Here is a 25,849-nt window from a genome sequence, read left to right on the forward strand (position 1 = left end):
AACGCCATCAATCAAGACGCACGCTAAAAAGCAGGAAAAACAATGAGCATCACCCTTCGTCAGGCACGCCCCGAAGATGCGGCAGCCATTTACGCCATGATTTATGAGCTGGCGGTGTATGAAAAAGCCCCGGAAGAAGTGGTTACCACACCGGAGGAGATCCGGGAAACGCTCTTTGGCGCAGGTACTAAAACCGAAGCGCTGATCGCGGAGTGTGAAGGCAAGATCGCTGGCTATGCCGTGTTCTTCACCAGCTATTCAACCTGGCTTGGCCGCAACGGGATTTATATGGAAGATCTGTATGTTTCCCCAGCTTATCGCGGCCTGGGGGCGGGAAAAGCACTGCTGAAACATATCGCCCAGCTCGCCGTACAACGGCAGTGCGGTCGCCTTGAATGGAGCGTGCTGGACTGGAACCAGCCCGCCATCGATTTTTATCTGAGCATTGGCGCGCTGCCGCAGTCCGAATGGGTGCGCTACCGTCTTGACGGAGAAGCGTTGCTCAAATTTGCCGAATAGCGGCACGTCATCCCCGAGAAGATCCCGCCCCGCGGGATCGCGCTTTCCTGCGTCGATCCCGTCTCAACAGATTATGAATTTATGCTACCCTTCCATAAATTTCATAAACATAGTGCAGAACGCCATGACGACAGCCCCTTTTATCCGCCCTCAACTCACCCTGCCAAACGGCGCTGACAAACTGCTGCTGCACTCCTGCTGCGCCCCCTGCTCCGGTGAAGTGATGGAGGCTATCCAGGCGTCGGGCATTGAGTACACCATTTTCTTCTATAACCCCAATATCCATCCGCAAAAGGAATACCTCATTCGTAAGGAGGAAAATATTCGCTTTGCGGAAAAGCACGGCGTGCCGTTTGTTGATGCCGATTACGACACCGATAACTGGTTTGAGCGCGCAAAAGGTATGGAATGGGAACCCGAGCGCGGCGTCCGCTGCACCATGTGCTTCGATATGCGTTTCGAGCGTACGGCGCTCTATGCGGCAGAAAATGGATTCAGCGTCATCAGCAGCTCGCTGGGGATCTCCCGCTGGAAGAACATGCAGCAGATAAATGACTGCGGCCAGCGTGCGGCGGCGCGCTATCCGGGTATGGTGTACTGGGACTATAACTGGCGTAAACAGGGCGGCTCCTCGCGCATGATTGAGATCAGCAAGCGAGAACAGTTTTACCAGCAGGAATACTGCGGCTGCGTTTATTCGCTCAGGGACAGTAACCTGCACCGTAAGTCACAGGGCCGCCCGCTAATCCGCATTGGGAAACTGTTTTACGGTCAGGATGACAATGAGAAATAACGGGTTCCGGGTATAGAGATATATCCGAAAACCGCCCTTTCAGGTGCCGAATTTAGCCTTTCGCCTGCCGTATCCACAAAGAGCGGCTATCCTTTAACTATCAACAAAAGGAGGCAAAAATGTCTGATTTCGGTACTGATAAAAACACCCAGTTTGCTGAAGACAAAGCAAAAAATAAATTTGATGAACTTGCAGGTTCAGCGCAGCAGCAGTTTGGTGAATTCGTTGATTCACCAAAACATCAGGTTAAAGGTGCTGCTAAAAAATATGCCGCTCAGGCCAGCGATGCCGTTTCCGATGTCACTGAAGCCGTCAGAAATAATCCCCTCACCGGCCTCGTTGCCGCGGGTGCAATCGGTATAGTTCTCGGCTTGTTGCTGGGCCGGAAATAACCCAGGGCCCTTCGGGGCTTTATTTTTTCTTAACTAAACAATCTGACCATGCGGTCTAACTCCTCCTCTTTCACGGCGCGCGATAAATAATATCCCTGAAAGTTCTTGATGCCCAGCTCGACTAATTTCTCAAACTTTTCTTCACTATCAACCCCCTCTGCAATACAGTCCGTTCCGGTCATGTCGCTGTAAACCTGTATCGCTTTAATCAAATTATAGTCATTGTCGTTTGCCACAAAATGCTCAACGATGTCCCGATCCAGCTTAAGCCCATCGAAATGCACCTGGCGCACCGGGAACATGGTTTGATGGTTAGAGAAGCAGTCATCCAGGAACAATCGACACCCCGTATTGCGTAAATGCCGCATGGTTTCAGGGATCCTTTTGTCCTTCGTCACGTCAATATCTTCTGCAAATTCAAAAACCAGCTTTTCAGCCCACTGCGGTTTGAGCAGCATGCCGATGGCTTTCCGTGCCATATCAGGCAAAGCATTCCCGGACGCCAGACGAGGCGGAATATTCACTGAAAAATAGTATTTCCCGTTATACTTATTAATACCTGAAACGGCGGCATGGATGACCAACGCCGTAATTTTCAGCCAGATTTCATGATTGGAAACATCCGTTAAAAAACTGGCAGGCTTGACAATTTTACCGTTTTTATTCCAGCGAATCAGGATTTCAAACCCAACCCCTTTTTTATCTCGATCGGTAATAATCTGATATGCCGGGAATATTTCCCGATTACGTAACGCATTAAAAATTTCGGCTTCTTTTTCCGTGAACCCCACTTTTTGACGCGGGTGTTTATCTGGTTTCTCTGCTTTAAAATTGTGCGGATCGTGTAACCAGCGCTTAATTAAACGTAATTTAAGCACTCCTTCCTTTCGGTGGGTATAAACCGTTTTATTCGACAATCCCATTCTATCGCACATTTCCTTTACGGACATACCACGATAGAAATTTAATAAAACGTCAATCTCTCTTCTTGTTAACCACTTTAGATTTTCTTCAGAGCCAAAATCCATGTAGCGTTCGCGTAATACACGTGAACGATCCTTAAAGCTTTTGTAATGGGTATTAAAACAGCCTACTACATCCGAAACGCTGGCAACGCGAATCAATGATAATTGATAACTGTTATTTAAAAGACTGCCCAGCGTACGGTACAGCCAGCCGTCAGGAATATCACCATACAGGGTGACATGCCGAATAACGGGGAGTGCATTGAGTACCGAGGCCAGTCGCTTCAGGCTTTCCAGGAGATTGACGACACCTTTCCCGAGGAACACCACGATATGGGCATCCTGATTTTTAAGGATATTTTCAACATCCTGTTGGGATGCCTCATCTCCGTTAAAGTGAATTTGGGAAGCGTGGATCCCGTACTTATTGAGGATCGAACAATACCCCTGAAATGTGAAGCCGCAGGCTGAGATGACAAATTTATGTTTATCGCAAACCCCATTTTTGAGAGACATTTTTTGGGTCATAACCTGCTCCTGGGCACCAAAGCGCCATTTCTGTTTGAGTATGCATAAAATTTATTGCATGTGTTGCTAACTATAATTTTACAGTAGCACCCAGGGTTAAGAAACTGTTATCAGCCTAATTCACCGGAACATCTTTGCGTTAATCACAAACGTTTAACTATACTTTTCTTTTCAAATAACCACGGCAAATGTTTTATTCTCAGGGTATAATGAAAATTCCGAAAAAGAAGACTGGACACTTCATCTATCGGCTCATTCAAATACGAGAAAAATGCTATGGATAATCATATCTCATCCAGGGCCTTGCTACAACGAAGGGATGTCATAAAGAGCAATCCACGATTCGGTGAGGCAATATTAGAGCACTACACAATTAATGACACCATCTACAAAAAACAACCTTTGTTCTACAAGACAATGCTACAGGAATCACGGTTCAACATTATCCTCTCCATGTGTTGTTTTATTTTTGGCAATCAAGCCGAGTCAGTTTCTGAAATTAAAGAGTTATGTTCTCGCTATAAGATAGCCAGCCCCAACAGCGTTATTGCGATCATTACGATACTCAGAACCACCGGGCGCATCAGAACCTGGCGCTGTACGGAAGACAGACGAAAGACGAGAATCGCGCCAACCGAAAAAGGCCTGAATGAACTAAAGCGTTATATGTCCGGCGCTTTTTTGCCCGTCAGCATTCTTTATCCGACATTTAATATTAATGTAAACCTGCTGGACAATGATATTTTGAGAAGTAACTTCTTCCGCCGCGCGGCAGAATATCTTTTTCGGGGATTAACGTTCAGAAAGGTTTTGCCTGAAGTAGGATTATTTATTGATAAAGATGGTGGCCGTATGATTATGCTTTATCTTTACCTGCAGGCTATGAAAAACAAATCCGCCCATGGTGCCGTTATTGACTATTCAGCCAGCACGCTCGCAAAAGAATTTTTTGTATCGCGCATCCACGTCAACCGGATTATCAAATCAGCTCAGGAGGCGGGCTATCTGAAAGATCGGGGTGATGGTCGGCTATCGGTCTATCCGGCGTTTATCGAACTCGTCGAAAATTATGCCGGATTATATTTTGCGTATGTCACGCATTACATCAACGTGGTTCCTAAAGAGCGACGCCACGCTCACAACGTGACGTCAACCGTATAATTCACCAGGCGTTCGGTGTTCCGAACGCCCTTCACCTATCGTTCCCGCAGCGCCTCTTTTGCCTTATTCAGCGGTTTCAACAGATAATCCAGAATGGTTTTGCTGCCGGTTTTAATATCAACAGTGGCAATCATGCCCGGAAAGACCGGGAATTCCTGACCCTGCTTATTGGTCAGATGGTTACTGTCGGTACGAATATAGACGCGATAGTAATAAACATCTCTTTTCACCTCATCCTGCAGGGTGTCCGGCGAAATCATGGTCACTTCCCCTTCCAGCCCGCCGTAAATGGAGTAGTCATAGGCCGTCACTTTCACCAGCGCCTTCTGGCCAGGATGGATAAACGCCACATCGCGCGGCGAAATTTTCGCCTCAATCACCATCTGATCGTCAAGCGGAACCAGACTCATCAGCTTGCCGTTCGGCGGGATGACGCCGCCCACGGTCGTGACGTCAATATCCTTCACGATCCCGCGAACCGGCGCATTGAAGGTCAGTCGGGTCAGGGAGTCTTCCCGACCCTTCATCACCGAACGCTGGGCTTCAATCTCCGCATTGGCTTTCGCCAGCTCTTCGCGAGCGCGGACGTAATACTGGTTTTTCATCTCGGTGATTTTATTCTCAAGCTCATTTTTTTGACGCTCAAGACGCAGCACCTCCACCTTGCTGGCCGCCCCCTGGGTCACCAGCGGACGGGTCAACGACAGCTCGCGTTGCACCAGCTCGGCACCCTGACGTAAACCAGCCAGCCCCTTTTCAAGGCTCTCGCGACGGGACTGATAGAGCGCCGTTTCCTGCTTAACCAGCTCAACGTCGTCATCCAGCTCCTCGGGAAACGTCAGCTCCGTGTCGTTAACTTCGGCCTTCAGGCGTGCCGCCGTGGCCAGCGCCGCATTCAGACGCGACTCGCTCTCCAGCACGCTCGACTCGGTTTTTGTCCGATCAAGCTGCGCGAGCTGCTGGCCGCGCTCGACGATGTCGCCTTCGCGCACCATCAGGCTGTGGATAATGCCGCCTTCCAGGGACTGGATGACCTGCTCATGAGAAGACGGTATCACCTTACCGCTGCCGGTCGTCACCTCATCAAGATGGAACAGGCTCGCCCAGGCGATAAACGCCGCCAGCAGGGCGAACAGCGACCATGCCACCAGCGTGGCGCGCGGAAGGCGCGGCTCTTTCAGTCGGCTATTAAAACGGGAGAAATCATTCATGCCGCGCCCTCCTCTGCAACCGCCGCCGGTTTCATGGTCACGGTGCGCTGTGCTGTCTTTTGCGGCACCATGCCGTGCTGGTGCAGGATGGCGTCGCGCGGGCCGTCCATCACCACCTTGCCGTTTTCCAGCACGATGATGCGGTCGACCAGATCCAGAATCGGCAGGCGATGCGTGGCCACCACCAGCGTCCGGCGTTTACCCAGCCATGTGTGAAGATGCTGAATAAACTGCTTCTCGCTCATTTCGTCCAGCCACGCGGTAGGCTCGTCCAGCAGCAGGATAGTCGGCGAGGTGATCAGGGCGCGCGCCAGCAAAAGCGCCTGACGCTGACCGCCGGAGAGGCCCGTTCCGCCCTCGTTGATGATAGTGTTCAACCCCATTTTCTGTTTGCGCACAAACTCCAGCGCGCCGCTGTTGACCAGCGCCTGGTGAATCTCATCGTCGGTCGCCAGCGGGTTGCCCATCAGGATGTTGTCCCGCACGGAGCCAAAGAACAGACGGGCCTGCTGGCTCAGCAGCTGCATGTCGCGACGCACGTCGGCCGGGTCGAGATGGTTAAGGGCAATATCGTCCAGCAGAATGCTGCCCTGCTGCGGCTCCTGCATGCCCGCCAGAAGCTGTAGGAGCGTGCTTTTGCCGGAGCCATTGCGCCCGAGCACCGCCACGCGTTCTCCGGCGCGGATCTGCAGCTTGCTGATGTTGAGCACGGTGAGTTTCTCTTCCTCGTCGTAATAAAACCCGACGTCCTCAAGCGCATAGTCGCCGCGCAGGTGGGCTTTGTGCACCTTCTTGCCGTGCTGCGGATCGTCAATCGGCCGCTGCATCAGGTCGTCCAGCCCCTTGCGGGCCACTTTTGCCGACTGCCAGCGCGAGAGCACGCCTGAGATCTGCGACAGCGGCGCAATGGTCCGCGACGCCAGAATCGAGGTGCCCACCAGCGCACCGGTGGTCATGTCGCCGCTGATGACCAGGTAACAGCCGACCAGCAGCACCACCGCGTAAACAATCGACTGCACCTCCTGCGTCCAGGTGAGCAGCAGGCCCGTCAGCCAGCGCTGCTTCATGCCGACGCTGGCGGCGACGTCGTTGGTGTTATTCCACTGGTTCTGGAAACGCTGCTCGGCGCGCATCAGCTTGATGTCTTCAATGCCCTGCACCGCTTCCACCAGCGTGGCGTTACGAATGGCGGATTCACGCATCCCTTCGCTGGAGAGTTTCCCCAGCGGGCGCTGCACCAGCAGGCCCGGAATAAGCAACAGCGGCACGGCGAGCAGGACCACCAGCACCAGCGGACCGCCAATGATCCACAGAATGAAGACGAACAGCAGGAAGAACGGCAGATCGGAGAGGGCCGCAATGGTCGTCGAGGTGATCAGCTCGCGCACCGACTCCAGCTCGCGGATCTGCGCGATAAACGATCCGGTTGATTTTGAGCGTGCGCCGTTTTTAATCCGCAGCGCGTGGGCAAAGACGCGTTCAGAGATGCGCAGATCGGCGCGCTTCCCCACCACGTCGGAAATGTGCACGCGCAGCATGCGCATGATGAATTCGAACACGATGGCAATCATCACGCCGCCAAACAGCACCCACAGCGTGGCTTCTGACTGCGACGGTACCACCCTGTCGTAGACCTGCATGGAGAAGACCATGCCGGAAAGCGCCAGCACGTTGGCGACCAGCGCCACCAGCATAATGTCGCCGTAGCGTCGCCAGTCCTTCAGCGCCAGCTGCCAGAACCAGTTTTTTTCATACGGTTTGATGTAGTCATCCACGCGGGCATCCGGCGTGGACTCGAGCGGGCGCAGCACCATCAGGCCCTTTAATCGCGACCCGAGCGCCTCGCGCGTCAGCGTCGTCTCCAGGCCGCCGTCGCCGCTGAAATGCAGGCTGACGTTGCCTTCGTTGTCCATGCGGTTGATCACCGCAATCTGCCCGCCGGTGAATTCTGCCAGCAGCGGCAGGCGCCACGGATCGAGGTATGCCGCTTCTGCCGCCACCACGCGCATCCCCAGCCCAAGCTGGCGCGCCATCTCCTCCAGCACCAGCTGGCGCGGCGACTGGCTTTCATGGTTAATCGTGACCCGAACGTGCTCCACCGAAAAGTCCAGCCGGTAGTGCTTCGCGATGATGAGCATGCCCTGCAGCCAGGGTTCGTACTGTGGATGTGTCTTCATAATCTCCGGGGTAACGCAATTCGTCTAAAGAAACGCCAAAAGGCCGCGGGGATCGCTCCCCGCGGCGTTGTTTTACGCAATTAACAGTTGATGGTTCGCCAGCAGCGTCGCCAGATCCGTCTGCACGCCGTTCAGCGTCACCAGGGTGGTTGGCGAGAACTGACCGCCGGTACCGTCCAGGTCAACCTGGATCTCGGTATTGCTGCCGTTCTGCACCACGCGGATGTAATCGCTGATATTCCCCGCGCCGCTGTCCAGCGTGGCCACGCCGTTCACGTAGCTCGCCGAGCCCGTGCCGGTATAGCCGCTGCCGGAAAGCAGATCGCGCAGGTCAATACGATCCGTGTCCGCCGTCCCTTCCCAGGTACCGACCGTAAAGCCGTTCACCACGTCGTGACCGTTACCGCCCGTGGCGTCCGAGGCGTTGATCAGCTTGTAGAGCAGCGTATCGTGACCGCCGCTGCCGATGTTGAAGGTGTCATTTCCACCGCGGCCTTCGAACCGGTTATCACCGCTGTTGCCGGTGATGACGTCGTCGTAATCCGAGCCGTTAATCCCTTCAATGTTCAGCAGACGCGTGGTGCCGAAGCCGGTGTCCTGCGCGGTTGAGAGGCGCAGATCCACGGTCACGCCAGAGGTCGCGTTGCGGTAATCCACCACGTCCATCCCACCGGTGTTGCTCCAGGTGTCATGGTCGGAATGGGTAGTCCAGCCGCCGGAGCCGTTGTAGGTATACGTGCCATTTTCGGCGATAAAGGTGTCGTTATACCCGGTTCCGGTAATGGTTCCGCTGTGGCCGCCGGTGGCCGCTTCGGCCGTCAGGACGTAGCCCTCTTTGCCGTTGCCCGCCTCCAGACCGCTCCAGGTGACGTTATCCGACACGCCGTTGGTGATCTTCAGGATCTCGGCCGAATAGGTTTCATTCGGATCCAGCCCGTAGAAGCTCACCAGCGCGGACGTATCGTTCGACCCGATACCGGACTGGGCGTTGATGATCTGTGAGGCCACCAGCACGCCCGCGGCGTTGTACAGATTGACCGTATTGCCGTAGTAGGCGTTGATGCCCTCGCTGTCAACAATGTGCAGATGCATCGCGGTGCCGTCAGCAATGGTTTTGCTGTTTTGTACCAGCACCACCTTGCCGTTCTGCTGAGAGACCAGCAGGTCCTGCGCACCGTCCCAGTTGTAGTCCACTGCCGCCACGCCGGTGGCGTAAGCAATGCCGGACGCCAGCTGGCTGGCGGTCCAGGTGGAGCCGTAGCCGTTGTTGGTGAACAGCGTCGCCGTCTGCGAGCCGCCGTAGGTGCTGAGCTTGACGATGTCCATCTGCCCGTCGCCGTTCCAGTCCACCGCCACCGACAGATAGCCCGCCGCTGCGTTAGAGGCCTCCACCGCGCTCTTGGTGGCCGAGAGCTTCCCGGTACCGTCGTTGTAGTAGATCACCCCGCCGTTGTTGTTGTAGCTGCTGCCCAGGTACAGATCCATGTAGCCATCGCCGTTGAAGTCCGCCCACGTCATGGACGCCGCCGTGGTGGTATTCGAGGCGTTGGGCACAAACACGTTCGTCAGGTTCTGACCGATGGAGAGCGTGCCGTTGCCGTTGTTGTTGATCACGGTTAACGAGTACGCGCCGCTGCGGTTGGTGTGCTGAACCACATCCACGGTGCCGTCATTGTTAATATCGACGCCGGAGATTTCACGCATGGTGGTGAACTGTCCCCAGAATCCCGCGCCGCCGTAGGTGCCGTCAGGCGAGAGTACCCCGTTGTTGTTGATCAGATAGGTAATGGAGTCCGCGCCGGAGTCACCGTACGCCAGATCCAGATACCCATCCCCGGTTTTATCGTAGGCAATCACGCCGCCGAACCAGATGGTGGTGCCCATTGCCAGCTGGCTGGCGTTATAGGTGCTGCCATCGTAGGTCCACATCACCTGCGTGGATCCTGAGTAGGTGGTCTCCGTGGCGAAAACATCCTGCGTGCCGTTACGGTCAAAGTCGGCGGCAGTCTGGCTCACCACGTAGTAGTTACGGGTGTTGGTCAGCGTATTGCCGGCATAGGTCGAGCTATCGCTGCTGGAGTAAGACTGGCCGTTAGCGATGATATTCCACAGACCGCTGCTGTTCATGCCGAGGGTCATGGTGGAGTTGTTGCTGTTCCCCGCCGTGGTTGCCCAGTCGGTGTTCACCGAGGTGGTATCAATCACCAGGCTGCCGGTCGCCGTACCGGTGGTATTGCCGTTACCCGCGCTGCTCTTCACCTGCGCGGTCACGCTGTAGCTCGCCACGCTCAGCGCATCGCCGTCCGGGATCTGCAGATACCAGGTGTTGTGATCCGGGTCGACCACCACCGCACCGCCCGTCTGGGAGGTGTAGGTTTTGCCGTTCACCGTCACCACCAGGTATTCACCGTTCACCAGGTCAGCGGAGACGGTACCGCTGACGATCGGCGTGGTATCCGACGTGGTCTGCGCGGTAATCGCCGCCGTGGTGGTCGGAATGCTGGTATCGACGTTCAGCACAAAGCCGTCCGATTCCGTGTAGTTTCCGGCCCTGTCGGTGACGCGCACGATGTAGGTGTGATTCCCGTCGCTCAGGCCGTTGTCCTGGAAGGACCAGCTTGCGCTGCCGTTCATGGTCACCTGGCCGAGCAGAACCCCGTCACGGTAAAGCTGCACGATCTCGCCGTCGTCCGGGGCGCGGTTCAGCGTCCCGTTGATCAGCGGCGAGTTATCGTCCGTTGCCACCGCGCTGCCAAAGGTGCCCTGACGCTCGCCTTCGCCGTCGGTATAGCTCACGACCGTACCGACCGTGGTCGGCGGCGTGGTGTCTACCGTGACGACCTGAGACGCGGTGGAACCCACGTTGCCCGCCTGGTCGATAATCCGCACCAGGTAGGTGTAGTCTCCGTCAGGCAGATCGCGGGTATCGGTGTAGCTCCAGCGCTGGTTGGTGACCGTGGCGTCTGACCAGGTATTCCCGCCGTCCAGGCTGATCTGCACGCGCTCGTCGCTTGCCAGCGCGCTGCCCAGCGAACCGTTGATCGTCAGCGTGGTGTCCATGGTGATGAAATCACTCCCGGACTGGCCGGTATCGTCGCTGATGCTGTCGATGGTGACGCCGTACTGCGGCGCCTGCGTGTCCACCGTCACCGCCTGCGAGGTGGTGGCCCCGACGTTCCCCGCCTGGTCGACAACCCGCACCTGATAGTTATGGCTGCCGTCGGTCAGGGTACGCGTATCGCTGTAGCTCCACTGGGTGCCGCTGACGGTGGCGTACACCCAGGTCGTGCCGCCGTCCATGCTCACCTGCACGTACTCGCCCGCGCCGAGTTCAGCGCCGAGCGTTCCGTGCAGGGTGTACGAGGTCGAACTGGTCAGGAAGTCGTTATTGTCGAAGCCGGTATCCACGGTGATGTTATCCACCGACACCGTGATCGCCGCATCCGGAGCAATCGTATCGACGGTCACCTGCTGATGGGCGCTGGCTCCCACGTTACCGGCGGCATCCACCACGCGGACGTAATAGTCATAGGTCTGGTTACCCAGCGTGCGGCTATCGACGTAGTACCAGCTGTTGCCGGTGACGATCACGTTCTGCCAGGTGACGCCGCCGTCGATGCTGATCTGGGCGTATTCGCCGTCGGCCAGCGTCGCGCCGAGCGAGCCGTGCAGCGTCAGGGACGTGTCGCGAGTGATAAAGTCGCTGCTGCTCAGGCCGGTATCGTCGCTGATGCTGTCGATGGCGATCGTTTTGCTGGCGTCCGGTGCAACCGTATCAATGGTCACCACCTGAGAGGCGGTGGCGCTGATGTTGCCCGCATCGTCAATCACGCGCAGCTGGTAGTTGTAATCCCCGTCGGCCAGCGTGCGCCCATCGACATACGTCCAGCTCAGGCCGCTGACGCTGACGTCGATCCAGGTGACGCCGCCGTCAAGGCTGATCTGCGCGTGGTCGCCGCTGCCCAGCGCCGCGCCGAGCGTCCCTTTCAGGCTGATCTGGTTGTCGCTGGTGATAAAGTCGCTGCCGGACAGGCCGGTATCCTGCGTAATGGAATCCACGGTAATGGTGGTTGCCGCAGGCTTCGTCAGATCAATCACCACGTCCTGGCTGTCCGTTGCCCCCACGTTGCCCGCGTTATCAATCACGCGGACCTGGTACTGATACGTCCCGTCCGTCAGGGTGCGGCCATCGGCGTAGCGCCAGGCGGTGCCGGTCACGGTCAGGTCGATCCAGGTGACGCCGCCGTCGAGGCTGATCTGCGCCTTCTCGTTATTGCCGAGCTGCGCGGTCAGCGAGCCGTTGACGACGACCTGGCTGTCGTTAGTGATGAAATCCGTTGCGCTCAGGCCGGTGTCGTTTTGCAGCGAATCAATGCTGATCCCCATCGACGGCGCGGTGAGATCCACCGTGACGGTATGGTTATCGCTGGCGCTGTTGCCGATGGTGTTGCTCACCTGCGCGTTAATGACGTAAGAACCGCCGTCTGCCAGCGCGGCCACGTCAGCGCTGCTGACCGTGTAGCTCCAGGTGCCGTCATTCTGAACGGTAGCCGCATAGGTTTTGCCGTTCAGCGTGAGGGTCACCGTCTGGCCCGCCGGGGCGTCGGTGGTACCGCTGACGACCAGCGGCGTGCCGTGCTCGGCGGCGTTGACGATGTCGTCCTGCGCAAAGGTGTTAATGGTGATGGTTGGGACATCGCCGTTCAGCGTCACGTCGTGCGTTGCGCTGCCCGGGTTGCCCGCCCTGTCGCTTACCGACGCGGTGATGGTGTACTCCCCGTCGCTCAGGCCGAGGAAATCACGGCCCGGTACGAAGACCGACCACGATCCGTCCGCCCCGACGGTCGCCTGATAGCTATGCCCGTTGAAGGAGACGGTCACCGTCTGGCCCTGTTCCGCCGTGGTGGTGCCGCGGATGGTCTGGCCCGCCAGCTGCTCCGCGTTGTTGACGATATCGTCATCGGCCACGGTGCTGATGGTCACGGTTGGCGCAACGGTATCCACCGTTAAGGTGTGCGCGGTCTGGCCGCTGTTACCGGCTTTGTCGTTGACCGAGGCGGTGACCGTCAGCGCGCCCCGGCTCAGGGCGGCCAGGTCGGCTGCCGGCACGTCGAGCGTCCAGGTGCCGTCACTGCCGACAAGCGCAGTGTAGGTTTTTCCTCCCAGCGTCACGGTAACGGTCTGCCCCGCCTCCGCGCTGGAAGATCCGTGCACGGTCAGCGGCTGCTGCGCTTCCGAGGCGTTCAGCATGTCGTCAACCGACAGCGTCCCGATGCTCACCACCGGCGCAGTGGTATCCACGCTGATGCCGTGCGTTGCCGACGCGCTGTTGCCCGCGCTGTCCTGTGCCGACACCGATACCTGATAGCGTGCGCCATCGGCCAGAGCACCCACGTCGGCGGCCGGTACGGTGGTCGTCCAGGTGCCGTCGCTCTGGATCGTAGCCGTATAGGTCTTGCCGTTCAGGGTCACGGTGACCTGGGTCCCGCTGGCGAACTGCGCGCTGGAACCGTTAATCACCAGTGACGAACCGGCTTCAGCCGCGTTGATGACGTCGTCACCGCTAACGGTGTTCACCGTCAGCGCCACGGAGGCGGTGTTGACCACCACGTCATGGGTCTGGGTGCTGCTGTTACCCGCGCTGTCGGTAATGGTCGCGCTGAGGGTCACGGTGCCGTCGGTCAGCGCGGAAATCACGCTGGCCGGAACGCCCACGCTCCAGTTGCCGCTGGCGTCAACGGTGGTGGTGTACTGGTGCGAACCGAGGGTGATAACCACTTTATCACCGACGTTCGCGCCGGTTGCCGACCCGCTGACGATCTGCGCCTGGCCGTGCTCCACGCTGTTAATCACGTCATCGCCCGCCACCACGTTAAAGCTGACGGTCGGCGGCGTGGTGTCAAGCGCAATCGTCTTGCCCGCGCTGCCCGGGTTACCCGCGGCGTCGCTCACGCTCACCTGCACGGTGTAGCCGTTATCCGCCAGTGCGGTCAGATCGCTGCCCGGCACGTTCACGCTCCAGACGCCGCCCTGCTGCACCTGCGCGGTATAGCTCTTCCCGCCCAGCGTCACGGTGACCGTCTGCCCGGCTTCCGCCGTGGTGGTGCCGGAGATAGCCACGCCCGCAGCCGCTTCGCTGCCGTTAATCACGTTATCGCCTGCAACCGTATCAATGGTCACGGTTGGCGCAGTCGCGTCCACGCTGTACTCGCGGCCCGCCGTGGCGCTGTTGCCGTGCGCGTTGGTGACGCTCACCTGCACGCTGGCGTCACCGTCCTTCAGGCCCGCGAGATCGGCGGAAGGCACGGTGGCCGTCCAGTGACCGTCAGCATCCACCTTCGCGGTGTACGTCTTGCCGCCGAAGGTAACGGTAACGGTCTGGTTTTCCTCCACGTTCGAGGTGCTGCCGGAGAGCACCAGATCCGCGCCTTTCTCCGCCGCGTTAATCACGTCGTCGGTGGCAATCGCATCGATGCTGATAGCCACCGCCGCCAGATCGACGGTCACGTCATGGCTGATGGTCACCGGGTTGCCCGCCGCGCTCTGGCCTGCAACGGTCACGGTGACCGTACCTGCTGCGAAGGCCGCGACGTCTGCCGCCGGGATCGCCGCGCTCCAGGAACCGTCTGCCAGCACGGAGGCCGCATAGGTTTTGCCATTGACGGTCACGGTGAGCGTTGTGCCTGCCGCCAGCCCGTCGCTGGTGCCGGAGACGATCAGGTTTTGAGTATGTTCGATGCTGTTGATCACATCGTCGCCCGCTACCGTATCGACGCGCAGGCCCGGCAGGCTGGCGTCTATAACGATTTCGCGCTCGCCCGTTCCCGTGTTGCCGTGGCCGTTGGTCACAGTCGCAGACACCGTCAGGTCGCCGTTGCCCAGCGCCGTCAGGACGGATTCCGGCACGTTCACGGACCAGGTCAGATCGCTCTGCACTGTTGCGGTGTAGGTGTTGCCGCCAATGGTCACAGTGACGGTATTGCCCGCCTCCGCGTTCGCGACCTTGCCGCTGAGGGTCTGGCCCGCGGCCACTTCCGCCGCGTTGATGACGTTATCGCCCGCCACGGTGTTGATGGTGACGGTTGGCAGCGCGGTATCGACCAGCAGGTTCGCGGTGTTGCTCACGCTGTTGCCCACGCCGTTGGTGGCGCTCGCGCTCAGGGTGTAATTCGCTTCGCCCAGACCCGCAAGATCCGCCGCCGGAACGGTCAGGCTCCAGGTACCGTCTGCCGCCGTCGTGGCCGTGTAGTTTTTGCCGTTGAGGGTCACGGCCACCACGGTGCCTTCTGCCAGGTTGGCGCTGGTGCCGCTGACGCGCAGATCCTGACCTTTTTCCACCGCGTTCAGCACGTTGTCATCGCTGATGGCGTTGAAGCTGACCGAAGGCAGACCGGTATCGACGGTCACGTTATGCGTGCCGGTGCCGGTATTGCCGGCCGCGTCGGTAACCGATGCCGTGACGGTCACGCTGCCGTCGCTGAGGCCGGAAATCACGCTCGCCGGGACGCCCACGCTCCAGTTGCCCGCCGCGTCCAGCACGGTGGTGTACGTCTGACCGCCGATGGTGACGGTCACCTTATCGCCCGCTGCCGCGCCGGTGGCGGTGCCGCTGATAACGTGCGCCTGGCTGTGTTCTGCGAGGTTAATGACATCGTCGCCCGCCACGGTGTTGATGGTCACCGCCGGAACGGTGACGTCCACCGTCAGGTTGTGATCAACCGACGCCGGGTTGCCCGCCTTGTCGCTGACGCTTGCGGTAACGGTCACGCTGCCGTCCGTCAGGGCCGCAACATCGGACGCCGGAACGTTCAGCGTCCAGCTGCCGTCCGCGCTGACGGTGGTGGTGTAGTCTTTGCCGTTCAGCGACACGGTTACCGTCTGGCCCGCTTCGGCGGTGCTGGTGCCGGACACGGTCAGTTCGCTCTTCGCTTCGGCGGCATTGAGAATGTCGTCCGTCGCCAGGGTGTTGATGGTCACGCTCGGCGCGGTCGCATCCACGCTGTACTCGCGGCCCGCCGAGGCGCTGTTGCCGTTCACGTTGGTGACGCTCACCTGCACGCTGGCGTCGCCGTCCTTCAGGCCAGCCAGATCCGCAGACGGTACGGTCCAGGTCCAGTTGCCGCTGTCGTCCACTGTCGCACTATATATTTTGCCGTTCAGGCTGATGGTCACGGTCTGCCCGGCTTCCACGTTGATGGTCGCACCGGACAGCACCAGATCCGCGCCCTTCTCCGCCGCGTTAATCACGTCGTCGGTCGCAATCGGATTGATGCTGATGGCAACGGTCGCCAGATCTACCGTCACATCGTGGCTGATGGTAATCGGGTTACCCGCTGAGCTGTCGCCGGTAACGCTGATTTTGACGGTGCCTTCCGGCCACGCGCTCACGTCGGTAGACGGCACAGCCGCGCTCCAGGTGCCGTCCGCCAGCACCGTGGCCGCATAGTCTTTGCCGTTGATGGTGACGGTCAGGACCGTACCCGGCGCCAGCCCGTCGCTGGAGCCGGTGACAATGAGGTTCTGCGCATGCTCGATGGTGTTGATCACGTCATCACCCGCGACGGTATCGACGCGCAGCCCCGGCAGGTTAGCGTCGATCGCGATCTCGCGCTCGCCGGTCCCGGTGTTGCCGTGGCCGTTGGTGACGGTCGCCGTCACGCTCAGGCTGCCGTTGCCCAGCGCGGTCAGCACGTCAGACGGCACGTTGACGGACCAGGTCAGGTCGTTCTGCACCGTTGCGGTGTAGCTGTTGCCGCCAATGGTCACGGTCACGGTGTTGCCCGCTTCGGCATTCGCCACGGTGCCGCTCAGGCTCTGGCCTGCGGCCACTTCCGCCGCATTAATGACGTTATCGCCCGCCACGGTGTTAATGGTGACCGTTGGCAGCGCGGTGTCTACCAGCAGGTTCGCGGTGTTGCTCACGCTGTTGCCCACGCCGTTGGTGGCGGTCGCGTTCAGGGTGTAGTTGGCCTGACCCAGACCGGCCAGATCCGCCGCCGGAACCGTCAGGCTCCAGGTGCCGTCTGCCGCGGTCGTCGCCGTGTAGTTTTTGCCGTTCAGGGTCACGGTCACCACGGTGCCTTCCGCCAGGTTGGCGCTGGTGCCGCTCACGCTCAGATCCTGACCTTTTTCCACCGCGTTCAGCACGTTGTCACCGCTGATGGCGTTGAAGCTGACCGATGGCAGACCGGTATCGACGGTCACGTTATGGCTGCCGGTGCCGGTGTTGCCCGCCGCGTCGGTGACGGACGCAGTCACGGTCACTGTGCCGTCGCTGAGGCCGGAAATGACGCTGGCCGGTACGCCCACGCTCCAGTTCCCCGCCGCGTCCAGCACGGTGGTGTACGTCTGGCCGCCAATGGTGACGGTCACCTTATCGCCCGCTGCCGCGCCGGTGGCGGTGCCGCTGATGATTTGCGCCTGGCCGTGTTCTGCGATGTTAATGACATCGTCGCCCGCCACGGTATTGATAGTCACCGCAGGCACGGTCACATCCACCGTCAGGTTGTGGTCCACGGACGCCGGGTTACCCGCCTTGTCGCTGACGCTTGCGGTCACGGTCACGCTGCCGTCCGTCAGGGCCGCAACATCGGCCGCCGGAACGTTCAGCGTCCAGCTGCCGTCCGCGCTGACGGTGGTGGTGTAGTCTTTGCCGTTCAGCGACACGGTGACCGTCTGGCCCGCTTCGGCGGTGCTGGTACCGGAAACCGTCAGATCGCTCTTCGCTTCGGCGGCGTTCAGAATATCATCCGTCGCCAGGGTGTTAATCGTGACGGTCGGCGCGGTGGCATCCACGCTGTACTCACGTCCCGCCGAGGCGCTGTTGCCGTTCACGTTGGTGACGCTCACCTGCACGCTGGCGTTGCCGTCTTTCAGACCCGCCAGGTCGGCGGCTGGCACCGTGGCCGTCCATTTGCCGTCGGCGCCGACGGTCGCGGTGTAGCTCTTGCCGCCGAAGGTGATGGTAACGGTCTGGTTTTCCTCAACGTTCGAGGTCGCCCCGGAGAGCACCAGATCCGCGCCCTTCTCGGCGGCGTTAATCACGTCGTCTGAAGCAATCGCATCGATGCTGATGGCAACGGTCGCCAGATCTACCGTCACATCGTGGCTGATGGAAACCGGGTTACCGGCGCTGCTCTGGCCTGCAACGGTCACGGTGACCGTACCTGCTGCCAGGGCACCCACATCCGCAGCCGGGATGGCCGCACGCCAGGTGCCGTCGGCCAGCACGGTGGCCGGGTAGGTTTTGCCGTTTACGGTGACGGTCAAGGTGGTACCTGCGGCCAGGCCATCGCTGGATCCGGTCACAATCAGATTCTGCCCGTGCTCGATGCTGTTGATCACGTCGTCGCCCGCCACGGTATCCACGCGCAGGCCCGGCAGGTTAGCGTCGATCGTGATATCGCGCTCAGCGGATCCGCTGTTGCCGACACCGTTGGTCACGCTGGCGGTCACCGTCAAATCGCCGTTGCCCAGCGCGGTCAGAACGGATTCCGGCACGTTAACGGACCAGGTCAGATCGCTCTGCACCGTTGCGGTGTAGCGGTTGCCGCCAATGGTCACGGTCACGGTGTTGCCCGCCTCGGCATTCACCACCTTACCGCTGATGGTCTGGCCGGCAGCCAGCTCGGCGGCGTTAATCACGTCGTCGCCCGCAATGGTGTTGATAATCACGCCCGGCAGAACGGACTCCACGTTTACCGTGTGCGACGCGCTGGTGCTGTTGCCGACGCTGTCCGTGGCTGACGCGGTGACGGTATAAAGCGCCTCGCCCAGCTGACCGACCTCGCTCGCCGGAACGGTGGTGGTCCATTTTCCGTTATCGTCCACCTGCGCACTGTACGCTTTGCCGTTGAGCATCACGGTCACTACCGCGCCTGCCGCCAGGCCGGACGCCGTACCGGAGAGGGTCAGATCCTGGGTTTTCTCGGTGCTGTTGATCACATCGTCACCGGAAACGGTGTCAATGGTCAGCCCCGGCGCGGTCAGGTTCACCTCCACACCGTGCGTGGCGCTGTTGCTGTTGCCCGCCTTATCGGTCAGCGCCGCGGTGATGGTGTAATCCCCGGCGGCCAGCGCGGTAACGTCTGCCGCAGGTACGCCCACGCTCCAGTTGCCGGAGGCGTCCAGGGTGGCGGTGTACGATTTGCCGTTGAGGGTGACGGTGACCACGTCGCCCGCCACCGCGCCGGTCACGGAACCGGTGACAATCAATGCCTGCACGTGCTCGGCGCTGTTGATCACGTCGTCGTCGGACACGGTGTGAATGGTCAGCTGCGGGACGGTGGTATCGACCAGCACGTCGCGATCCGCGGAGGCGGGGTTGCCCGCCTTGTCCGATACGGCGGCGCTGACGGTGTAGTTCCCGTCGGAAATACCGCTCAGATCCGCGGACGGCACGGTCACGCTCCAGCTGCCGTTAGCCTCAACGGTGGTGGTGTAGTCCACGCCGTTCAGGGTCACGGTGACGGTCTGGCCCGCTTCGGCGTTGGTTACACCATTAACGACCAGATCCTGCTGCGCCTCGGCCGCATTGATGATGTTATTGTCGCTGACGATCTCGATAGACACCGTCGGCGCGGTGGCGTCCACGCTGTACTCGCGGCCTGCCGACGCGCTGTTGCCGTTCACGTTGGTGACGCTCACCTGCACGCTGGCATCGCCGTCCTTCAGGCTGCCCAAATCGGCAGACGGTACGGTCGCCGTCCAGTTGCCGTCGGCATCCACCGTCGCGGTGTACGATTTGCCGCCGAAGGTGATGGTAACGGTCTGGTTTTCTTCCACGTTGGTGGTGGAGCCGGACAGCACCAGGTCCGCGCCTTTCTCCGCCGCGTTAATCACGTCGTCAGAGGCAATCGGGTTAATGCTGATGGCGACTGTCGCCAGATCCACCTTCACGTCATGGCTGATGGAAACCGGGTTGCCCGCCGCGCTATGACCTTCAACCTTCACGGTAACCGTGCCCGCGCCGAGCGCGCTGACGTCGGCCGCCGGAATGGCCGCCGTCCAGGTGCCGTCCGCCAGTACGGTGGCCGCATAGGTTTTGCCGTTGACGGTGACGGTCAGCGCCGCGCCCGTTGCCAGACCGTCACTGGAACCGGTGATAATCAGATTTTGAGCGTGTTCAATGCTATTGATCACATCGTCGCCCGCCACGGTATCGACGCGCAGGCCCGGCAGGTTGGCATCAATGGTGATGTCGCGCTCGCCGGTGCCGGTGTTGCCGTGGCCGTTAGTGACGCTGGCTGACACCGTCAGATCGCCGTTACCGATGGCGGTTAAGACCGAGGACGGCACGTTGACCGACCAGCTCAGATCGTCCTGAACCGTCGCGGTATACGTATTGCCGCCGAGGGTAATGGTGACAGTGTCACCGCTCGCCGCACCGCTCACTTTCCCGCTCAGGGTCTGTCCGGCAGCCACTTCCGCCGCGTTAATCACGTCGTCCGTCGCGACCGGATTGATGGTGACCTGCGGCAGCGCGCTGTTAACCAGCACGCTGTGGCCGGAGCTCGCGCTGTTGCCCGCGGCGTCAGTTACGCTCGCCGTCACGTTGTAGCTCGCTTCGCCCAGCGCCGAGACGTTTGCCGCCGGAACGGTCACGCTCCAGTTCCCGCTCGCGTCGGTGGTGGCCGTATAGTTAATCCCGTTCAGGGACACCGTAATGGCGGTTCCTTCCGGCTGGTTGCTGGTGCCGGACACCTGCAGATCCTGGCCTTTCTCGGTCGCATTGATCACGTCGTCAGCCGCCAGGGTATTGATGGCGACCACCGGCGCGGTCAGGGAGACGTCAAATTCGTGCGTCGCAGTGGTGCTGTTACCGGCTTTGTCGGTGAGGGTCGCGGAGATCGTCTGGTCGCCGTTGACCAGCGCACCCACGTCCGCCGCCGGAACGCCCACGCTCCAGCTGCCGGACGCGTCCAGCATGGCGGTGTAATCTTTACCGTTCAGGGTCACGGTAATCACGTCGCCCGCCTGCGCGCCCGTCACCTTACCGGAGACGATCAGCGCCTGGCCGTGCTCGGCAATATTCACGATGTCGTCGCCCGCGACGATGTTGAAGCTAATCTGCGGTACGGTGGTGTCCACCAGCACCGAGGAGCCCGCGCTGGCCGGGTTACCTGCTTTATCGGACACGGTCGCCGTGACCGCCGCGTTGCCGTCGGTGATGCCTGCCAGATCCGCCGCAGGCACGTCGAGCGTCCAGCTGCCGTCCGCCTGCACCTGCGCAGTGTACTGATTACCGTTGAAGGTCACGGTGACCGTCTGGCCCGCTTCGGCAGTAGACGTCCCGCTCAGGGTCAGATCCTGCGCTGCCTCTGCCGCATTCAGCATGTTATCGCCGCTGATGGTGTTGATGGTCACCGTCGGCGCGGTGGTGTCGACGCTGAATGCCTGCGCCGAAGACGCGGCGTTGCCGTTCACGTTGGTGACGCTGACCTGCACGCTGGCGTCGCCGTCTTTCAGGCCGCTCAGATCGGCAGCCGGAACGGTCCAGGTCCAGTTGCCGTTGGCATCCACCGTCGTGGTGTACGTTTTTCCTGCGAAGGTAATGGTGACGGTCTGGTGCGCTTCAACGTTAGATGACGTGCCGGACAGCACCAGATCCTGGCCTTTTTCCGCTGCGTTAAGGACGTTGTCGTCGGTCACGCTGCTGATGGTGATGGCAACCGGCGCGAGATCGACGTCCACGACGGTCCCGATAGCCACCGGGTTGCCGGAGGCATCCTGCGCGCTTGCCTTGATATCCAGCGAGCCATCTGCCCACTGGGACACGTCCGCCGCCGGTACCGCCGCCTGCCAGGTGCCGTCCGCCAGCACCGTTGCGGAATACGCTTTTCCGTTGATGGTCACGGTGACGGCGCTGCCAGCCGCCAGATCGGTGCTGGTGCCGGACACAATCAGGTTCTGAGCGTGCTCAATCACGTTGATCACGTCGTCGCCTGCGACCGTATCAATACGCAGCCCCGGAAGCTGGGCGTCGATGGTGAAGTCGAGCGAAGAAGAACCGGTATTGCCGTGCGCGTTGGTGACGCTGGCCGATACGGTGAGATCGCCGTTGCCCAGCGCGGTCAACTGGCTCTGGGTTAACGGCAGGCTCCAGGTGAGATCGTCCTGCACGGTGGCAGTAAAGGTCTGGCCGCCAAGGGTAATCGTGACAGTGTCACCTGGCGCCGCATTTGTCACCTTACCGGTCAGGGTTTGCCCTGCCGACACTTCCGCCGCGTTAACGATATTGTCGCCCGCCAGCGTGTCAATCGTTACCACCGGCAGCGAGCTGTCCACCAGCACGTCGTGCGAGGTTGAAGCGCTGTTGCCGACGCTATCGGTGACGTTCGCCGTCACGGTGTAATTCGCTTCGCCCAGCGCCGAGACGTTTGCCGCCGGAACGGTTACGCTCCAGTTTCCGCTCGCGTCAGCGGTAGCCGTGTAGTGAATGCCGTTCAGGGTCACCGTAATGGTCGTGCCTTCCGGCTGGTTGCTGGTGCCGGAAATCTGCAGAGCTTCGCCTTTCTCTGCCGCGTTGATCACGTCGTCCGCCGCCAGCGTGTTGATACCGATGACAGGCGTCACGGTATTCACCACCACATCCAGTGAACTGCTTCCGGTATTGCCGGATCGGTCGGTCACGGAGACGTCGATGGTCCAGGTGCCGTCCGTCAGCCCCTGTACGACAGACGCCGGCAGGCCAAGGCTCCAGTTGCCCGCCGCATCCACCACGGTGGTGTAATCGACGCTGTTAATAGTGATAGTCACCCGATCGCCCGCTGCCGCCCCGGTGACGGAGCCGCTCAGGATCTGAGCCTGTGCATGGGCGAGCTGGTTAACGGTATTGGTGTCGGTGACGAAGTGGTTGATGGTCACCTGCGGCACGGTGGCGTCCACCAGCCCAACGCGGTCGGCGCTGCTGCTGTTGCCCGCCACGTCGCTTACGGTGGCCGTCACGGTCACGATGCCATCGTTGAGGGCACCGACGTCAGCCGCCGGTACGATCAGCTGCCAGGTTCCGTCCGTCTGGACCGTGGTCTGATACGTTTTGCCGTTCAGCGTCACGGTGACCGTCTGGCCCGGTTCCGCAGTACTGGTGCCGCTTAAGGCTAAATCCTGCTGCGCCTCTGCCGCATTGATGATGTTATCGCTGGTGAGGTTATCGAGGGTAATCGCCGGCGGCAGCGTATCCACCGTGACCACGCGCGACGCGTCGGCACTGTTACCGTTGACGTTCGTGACGCTGACGCTCACCTGCGCCCGCCCGTCGATCAGGGTTTCCATGGCGCTGGCGGGCACGGTCAGGCTCCAGGAGCCATCCTGCTGCACCTGGGCGGTAAAGGTCTGGTCGGCGAATTTCACCACCACGGTCTGCCCCGCCTCCACGCCCTGCGTCTTTCCGGAGAGAGTTAAATCGGCACCTTTTTCTGCCGCATTCAGCAGGTCATCGCCGGAGACGGTATCAATGGTGACCGCCACGGCGTTGAGATCGAGTTCAATCGGGTGTTCAGCCGCAACGGTATTGCCCCAGGCATCTTTTGCGCTGACGCTAACCGTCACCTCTCCCGCGGTCCAGGCCTGCAGGTCCGCAGCAGGAACGCCAATGCTCCAGCCGCCGCTGGCGGTAACCACGGCGTTATATTCGACGTTGTTAATGGTGACGACGATCGGCGTGCCCGCGGCCAGGTGGGTGCTGGCGCCGGTGACGGTCAGATCCTGCTGCTGTTCGATGGCGTTGACCACGTCATCGCCGGAAATGGTGTTCACACGCAGGCCCGGCAGCTGTGCGTTGATGTTGATATCGCGCTCGCCGGTACCGGTATTGCCGTGCGAATTGGTCACCGACGCGGTGAAGGTTAAATCGCCGTCGCCGAACGCCTTAAGATCCGCTGACGGGATTTTCACGCTCCAGGTCAGATCGCTGCCCACCGTGGCGGTGTAGCTCTTGCCGCCCACGGTGACAGAAACGGTATCGCCCGCCGCCGCGCCGGTAACGCGACCGCTGAGGGTTTGATCGACACCCGCTTCGGCGTTATTGACCAGGTTGTCGCCCGCAAAGGTGTTGATGATCACCTGCGGCAGCACGGTATCCACCAGCAGCGTCGCCCCGGCAGAGCCGCTGTTACCCACGCTGTCAGTGCCGCTGACGCTGACGGTGTAGAGGGTGTTCGCCAGATTCAGCACGTCGGAAACCGGCACCTGGACCGCCCAGATGCCGTTTTCAACGGTGGCCTGATAGCTGACGTTGTTCAGCGTCACGGTAATGGCGCTGCCGTCAGGCAGGTTGCTGGTACCGGTCAGGCTCAGCGGCTGCATCGCCTCCTGGGCATTCAGCACGTTGTCCTGGCTAATGGCGTCAATCGTAAATTCTGGCGGGTTGCCGCTCAGCGTAATGCCGTGCGTGGCGCTGCCGGTGTTGCCCGCCGCGTCGGTCACGGATACTGAAATCGTGTGGTTGCCTTCACCCAGCGCGCCCAGCACGGATGCCGGAACGCCCACGCTCCAGCTGCCGTCCGCCAGCACCACGCCGGTGAAGGACTGGCCGCCAACGGTCACGGTGACCACATCGCCTGCCGACGCGCCGCTCGTCTGCCCGGAAATAATCTGCGCCTGGCCCTGTTCGCTGGTGTTCAGTATGTCGTCGCCCGCCACGGTATCGATGGTGACCACCGGCGCGGTGGTATCCACCGTGAAATCTGCGGTGACAGACGAACCGTTGCCCGCTTTGTCGCTGACGTTCACCGTCAGGGTGTGATTACCCTCGTTGAGCGCCTGCACGTCGTCCGCAGCAAGCGTGACGGACCAGGTACCGTCGCTGCCCACCGTGGCGTTGTAGTTTTTACCGTTCAGCGTGACCGTGACGATCTGACCGGCTTCCGCAGTCGTTTTGCCGGTCAGCGTCAGCGGCTGGCTGTGCTCGGCGGCATTAATGATGTTGTCCTGCGCGAGGGTATCGACAGAGAGGGTTGGCGCGACGCTATCCACGCCGATTGTCTGGCTGCCGCTCACGGTGTTACCCGCCGCGTCTTTGCCGCTGACGTTGACCGTCCAGGTGCCATCGCCCAACGCCTGCGCGTCAGCCGCGGGCACGTTAACACTCCACGTCCCGTCAGCCCCCACTTCCGTCGTATAGGTTTTACCGTTCAGCGTCACGGTGAGTGCGGTACCCTGCGCCAGATTCTTGCTGGCACCGGAGAGCGTAAAGCCCGCGGATTGCTCGCTGGCGTTAAGCACGTTGTCGCCCGCTGTGGTGGCCAGCGTAATGGCAGCCTCGGCGGTCGAGACCGTTACGGTAATGTTGCCCGCATCGGTGGTTTTACTGCCGTCGATCTGCACCACCGACCAGGTGTGTTCCCCGTCCGTCTGGGTCGGTAATTTTACCGTCCAGGTGCCCTCTTTACCGACCATGGCGCTGGCGATGGTGCTGCCGCTGCTGTCTTTGATCTGGATGGTCGCGCCCGGCTGGCCGGTGCCGCTAAAGGTTGGCGTGTTGTCGTCCGTGATCGCGTTTGCTGTCAGCACGCCCTGCTTGTCGCCCGCTTTATCCGACAGCAGGAAGGTTGGCGTGGCGCTTTCCACCTCTTTCGTATTATCAATAACTTTTGTTTTAGTCTCGCCGTCGCCGCCGTTTGCCAGCAGCGCCCCGATGGCACCGCCGCCTAATGCAGCTCCCGCAATCCAGCCCCACGGGGCGTCGCTTAAGACGCTACCCTGCTCGAGGAAAGGTTGAATGCTGCTAATCGGTGTGGCCTGCGCGGTTAGCTCGGTCACCGCCACGCCTGACGCTTCCCCGGTATCGGCAAAAGAAATATGCGTCAGTTCCTGACGATCGTTGAACACCAGCTCTGACTGGTTGTGCGTATCAGGATCTTCAACAAAATAGTTATTGCAGCGAATCACGCTGCCATCTTTCATATAAATGAGGAGGTCTTTACCCTGGCGGACATATCGCACCACATCCTGAGCAGAACCCTGGATTTCAATCACGCTCGGGGAGGAAATAGAGACCGACAAATTTCCTTCGCCGGTTAATTTCGTTTTCTCCGCCGTTTTGCGAATGATGACATCAACAACCTTTATGTTACTCATATTTCTCTCCTTGCAGGTGTGCGGA

At 60.2% G+C, this 25,849-nt stretch carries 8 protein-coding genes; 4 read left to right on the forward strand and 4 right to left on the reverse strand.

Features of this window, described 5'->3' with window-relative positions; all coding sequences use genetic code 11:
• The first annotated feature begins 42 nt into the window (after positions 1–42).
• From B498_RS06395 to B498_RS06385, 3 genes are all read left to right on the forward strand, one after another.
• A complete protein-coding gene (locus B498_RS06395) occupies positions 43–519 on the forward strand; it encodes a GNAT family N-acetyltransferase (RefSeq protein ID WP_008502292.1) in 477 nt (158 codons plus the stop codon).
• A gap of 124 nt (positions 520–643) precedes the next feature.
• Positions 644–1,312 (forward strand): epoxyqueuosine reductase QueH, encoded by a 669-nt coding sequence (locus B498_RS06390; RefSeq protein WP_008502293.1) that lies wholly within the window; start codon positions 644–646, stop codon positions 1,310–1,312.
• Between the two features lie 119 nt (positions 1,313–1,431).
• On the forward strand, positions 1,432–1,704 hold the full coding sequence (locus tag B498_RS06385) for a DUF883 family protein (protein WP_008502294.1): 273 nt from the start codon (positions 1,432–1,434) through the stop codon (positions 1,702–1,704).
• A gap of 29 nt (positions 1,705–1,733) precedes the next feature.
• Here B498_RS06385 and B498_RS06380 read toward each other — a convergent pair whose 3' ends face one another.
• Positions 1,734–3,197 carry an EAL domain-containing protein gene (locus tag B498_RS06380; protein WP_008502295.1) on the reverse strand — a complete coding sequence of 488 codons (1,464 nt, stop codon included), beginning with the start codon at positions 3,195–3,197 and terminating at the stop codon, positions 1,734–1,736.
• Between the two features lie 276 nt (positions 3,198–3,473).
• Here B498_RS06380 and B498_RS06375 point away from each other — a divergent pair, with 276 nt between their 5' ends.
• Entirely contained in the window at positions 3,474–4,358 is an 885-nt protein-coding gene (locus B498_RS06375) for a hypothetical protein (protein WP_008502296.1), read from the forward strand.
• A 35-nt stretch (positions 4,359–4,393) separates the two neighbouring features.
• Here B498_RS06375 and B498_RS06370 read toward each other — a convergent pair whose 3' ends face one another.
• The 3 genes from B498_RS06370 to B498_RS06360 all read right to left on the reverse strand — a co-directional run bounded on the left by B498_RS06370 (position 4,394) and on the right by B498_RS06360 (position 25,824).
• Positions 4,394–5,569, reverse strand: a complete 1,176-nt coding sequence (locus B498_RS06370) for an HlyD family type I secretion periplasmic adaptor subunit (RefSeq protein ID WP_008502297.1) — start codon at positions 5,567–5,569, stop codon at positions 4,394–4,396.
• Positions 5,566–7,746, reverse strand: a complete 2,181-nt coding sequence (locus tag B498_RS06365) for a type I secretion system permease/ATPase (RefSeq protein WP_008502298.1) — start codon at positions 7,744–7,746, stop codon at positions 5,566–5,568. Before B498_RS06365 ends, B498_RS06370 begins: the two co-directional genes overlap by 4 nt.
• 72 nt (positions 7,747–7,818) lie before the next feature.
• Positions 7,819–25,824, reverse strand: coding sequence for an Ig-like domain-containing protein (locus tag B498_RS06360; protein WP_008502299.1), 18,006 nt, complete (start codon positions 25,822–25,824; stop codon positions 7,819–7,821).
• Positions 25,825–25,849: the final 25 nt, after the last annotated feature.

The organism is Enterobacter sp. SST3 (assembly GCF_000286655.1).
GTDB classification, from domain to species: Bacteria; Pseudomonadota; Gammaproteobacteria; order Enterobacterales; family Enterobacteriaceae; genus Enterobacter; species Enterobacter roggenkampii.

What these genes read in the sequence shown, in the direction of transcription:
- B498_RS06380 (WP_008502295.1), bottom strand. Translation starts at nt 3,197, where the DNA reads ATGACCCAAAAAATGTCTCTCAAAAATGGGGTTTGCGATAAACATAAA.
- B498_RS06370 (WP_008502297.1), bottom strand. Translation starts at nt 5,569, where the DNA reads ATGAATGATTTCTCCCGTTTTAATAGCCGACTGAAAGAGCCGCGCCTT.
- B498_RS06365 (WP_008502298.1), bottom strand. Translation starts at nt 7,746, where the DNA reads ATGAAGACACATCCACAGTACGAACCCTGGCTGCAGGGCATGCTCATC.
- B498_RS06385 (WP_008502294.1), top strand. Translation starts at nt 1,432, where the DNA reads ATGTCTGATTTCGGTACTGATAAAAACACCCAGTTTGCTGAAGACAAA.
- B498_RS06360 (WP_008502299.1), bottom strand. Translation starts at nt 25,824, where the DNA reads ATGAGTAACATAAAGGTTGTTGATGTCATCATTCGCAAAACGGCGGAG.
- B498_RS06375 (WP_008502296.1), top strand. Translation starts at nt 3,474, where the DNA reads ATGGATAATCATATCTCATCCAGGGCCTTGCTACAACGAAGGGATGTC.
- B498_RS06395 (WP_008502292.1), top strand. Translation starts at nt 43, where the DNA reads ATGAGCATCACCCTTCGTCAGGCACGCCCCGAAGATGCGGCAGCCATT.
- B498_RS06390 (WP_008502293.1), top strand. Translation starts at nt 644, where the DNA reads ATGACGACAGCCCCTTTTATCCGCCCTCAACTCACCCTGCCAAACGGC.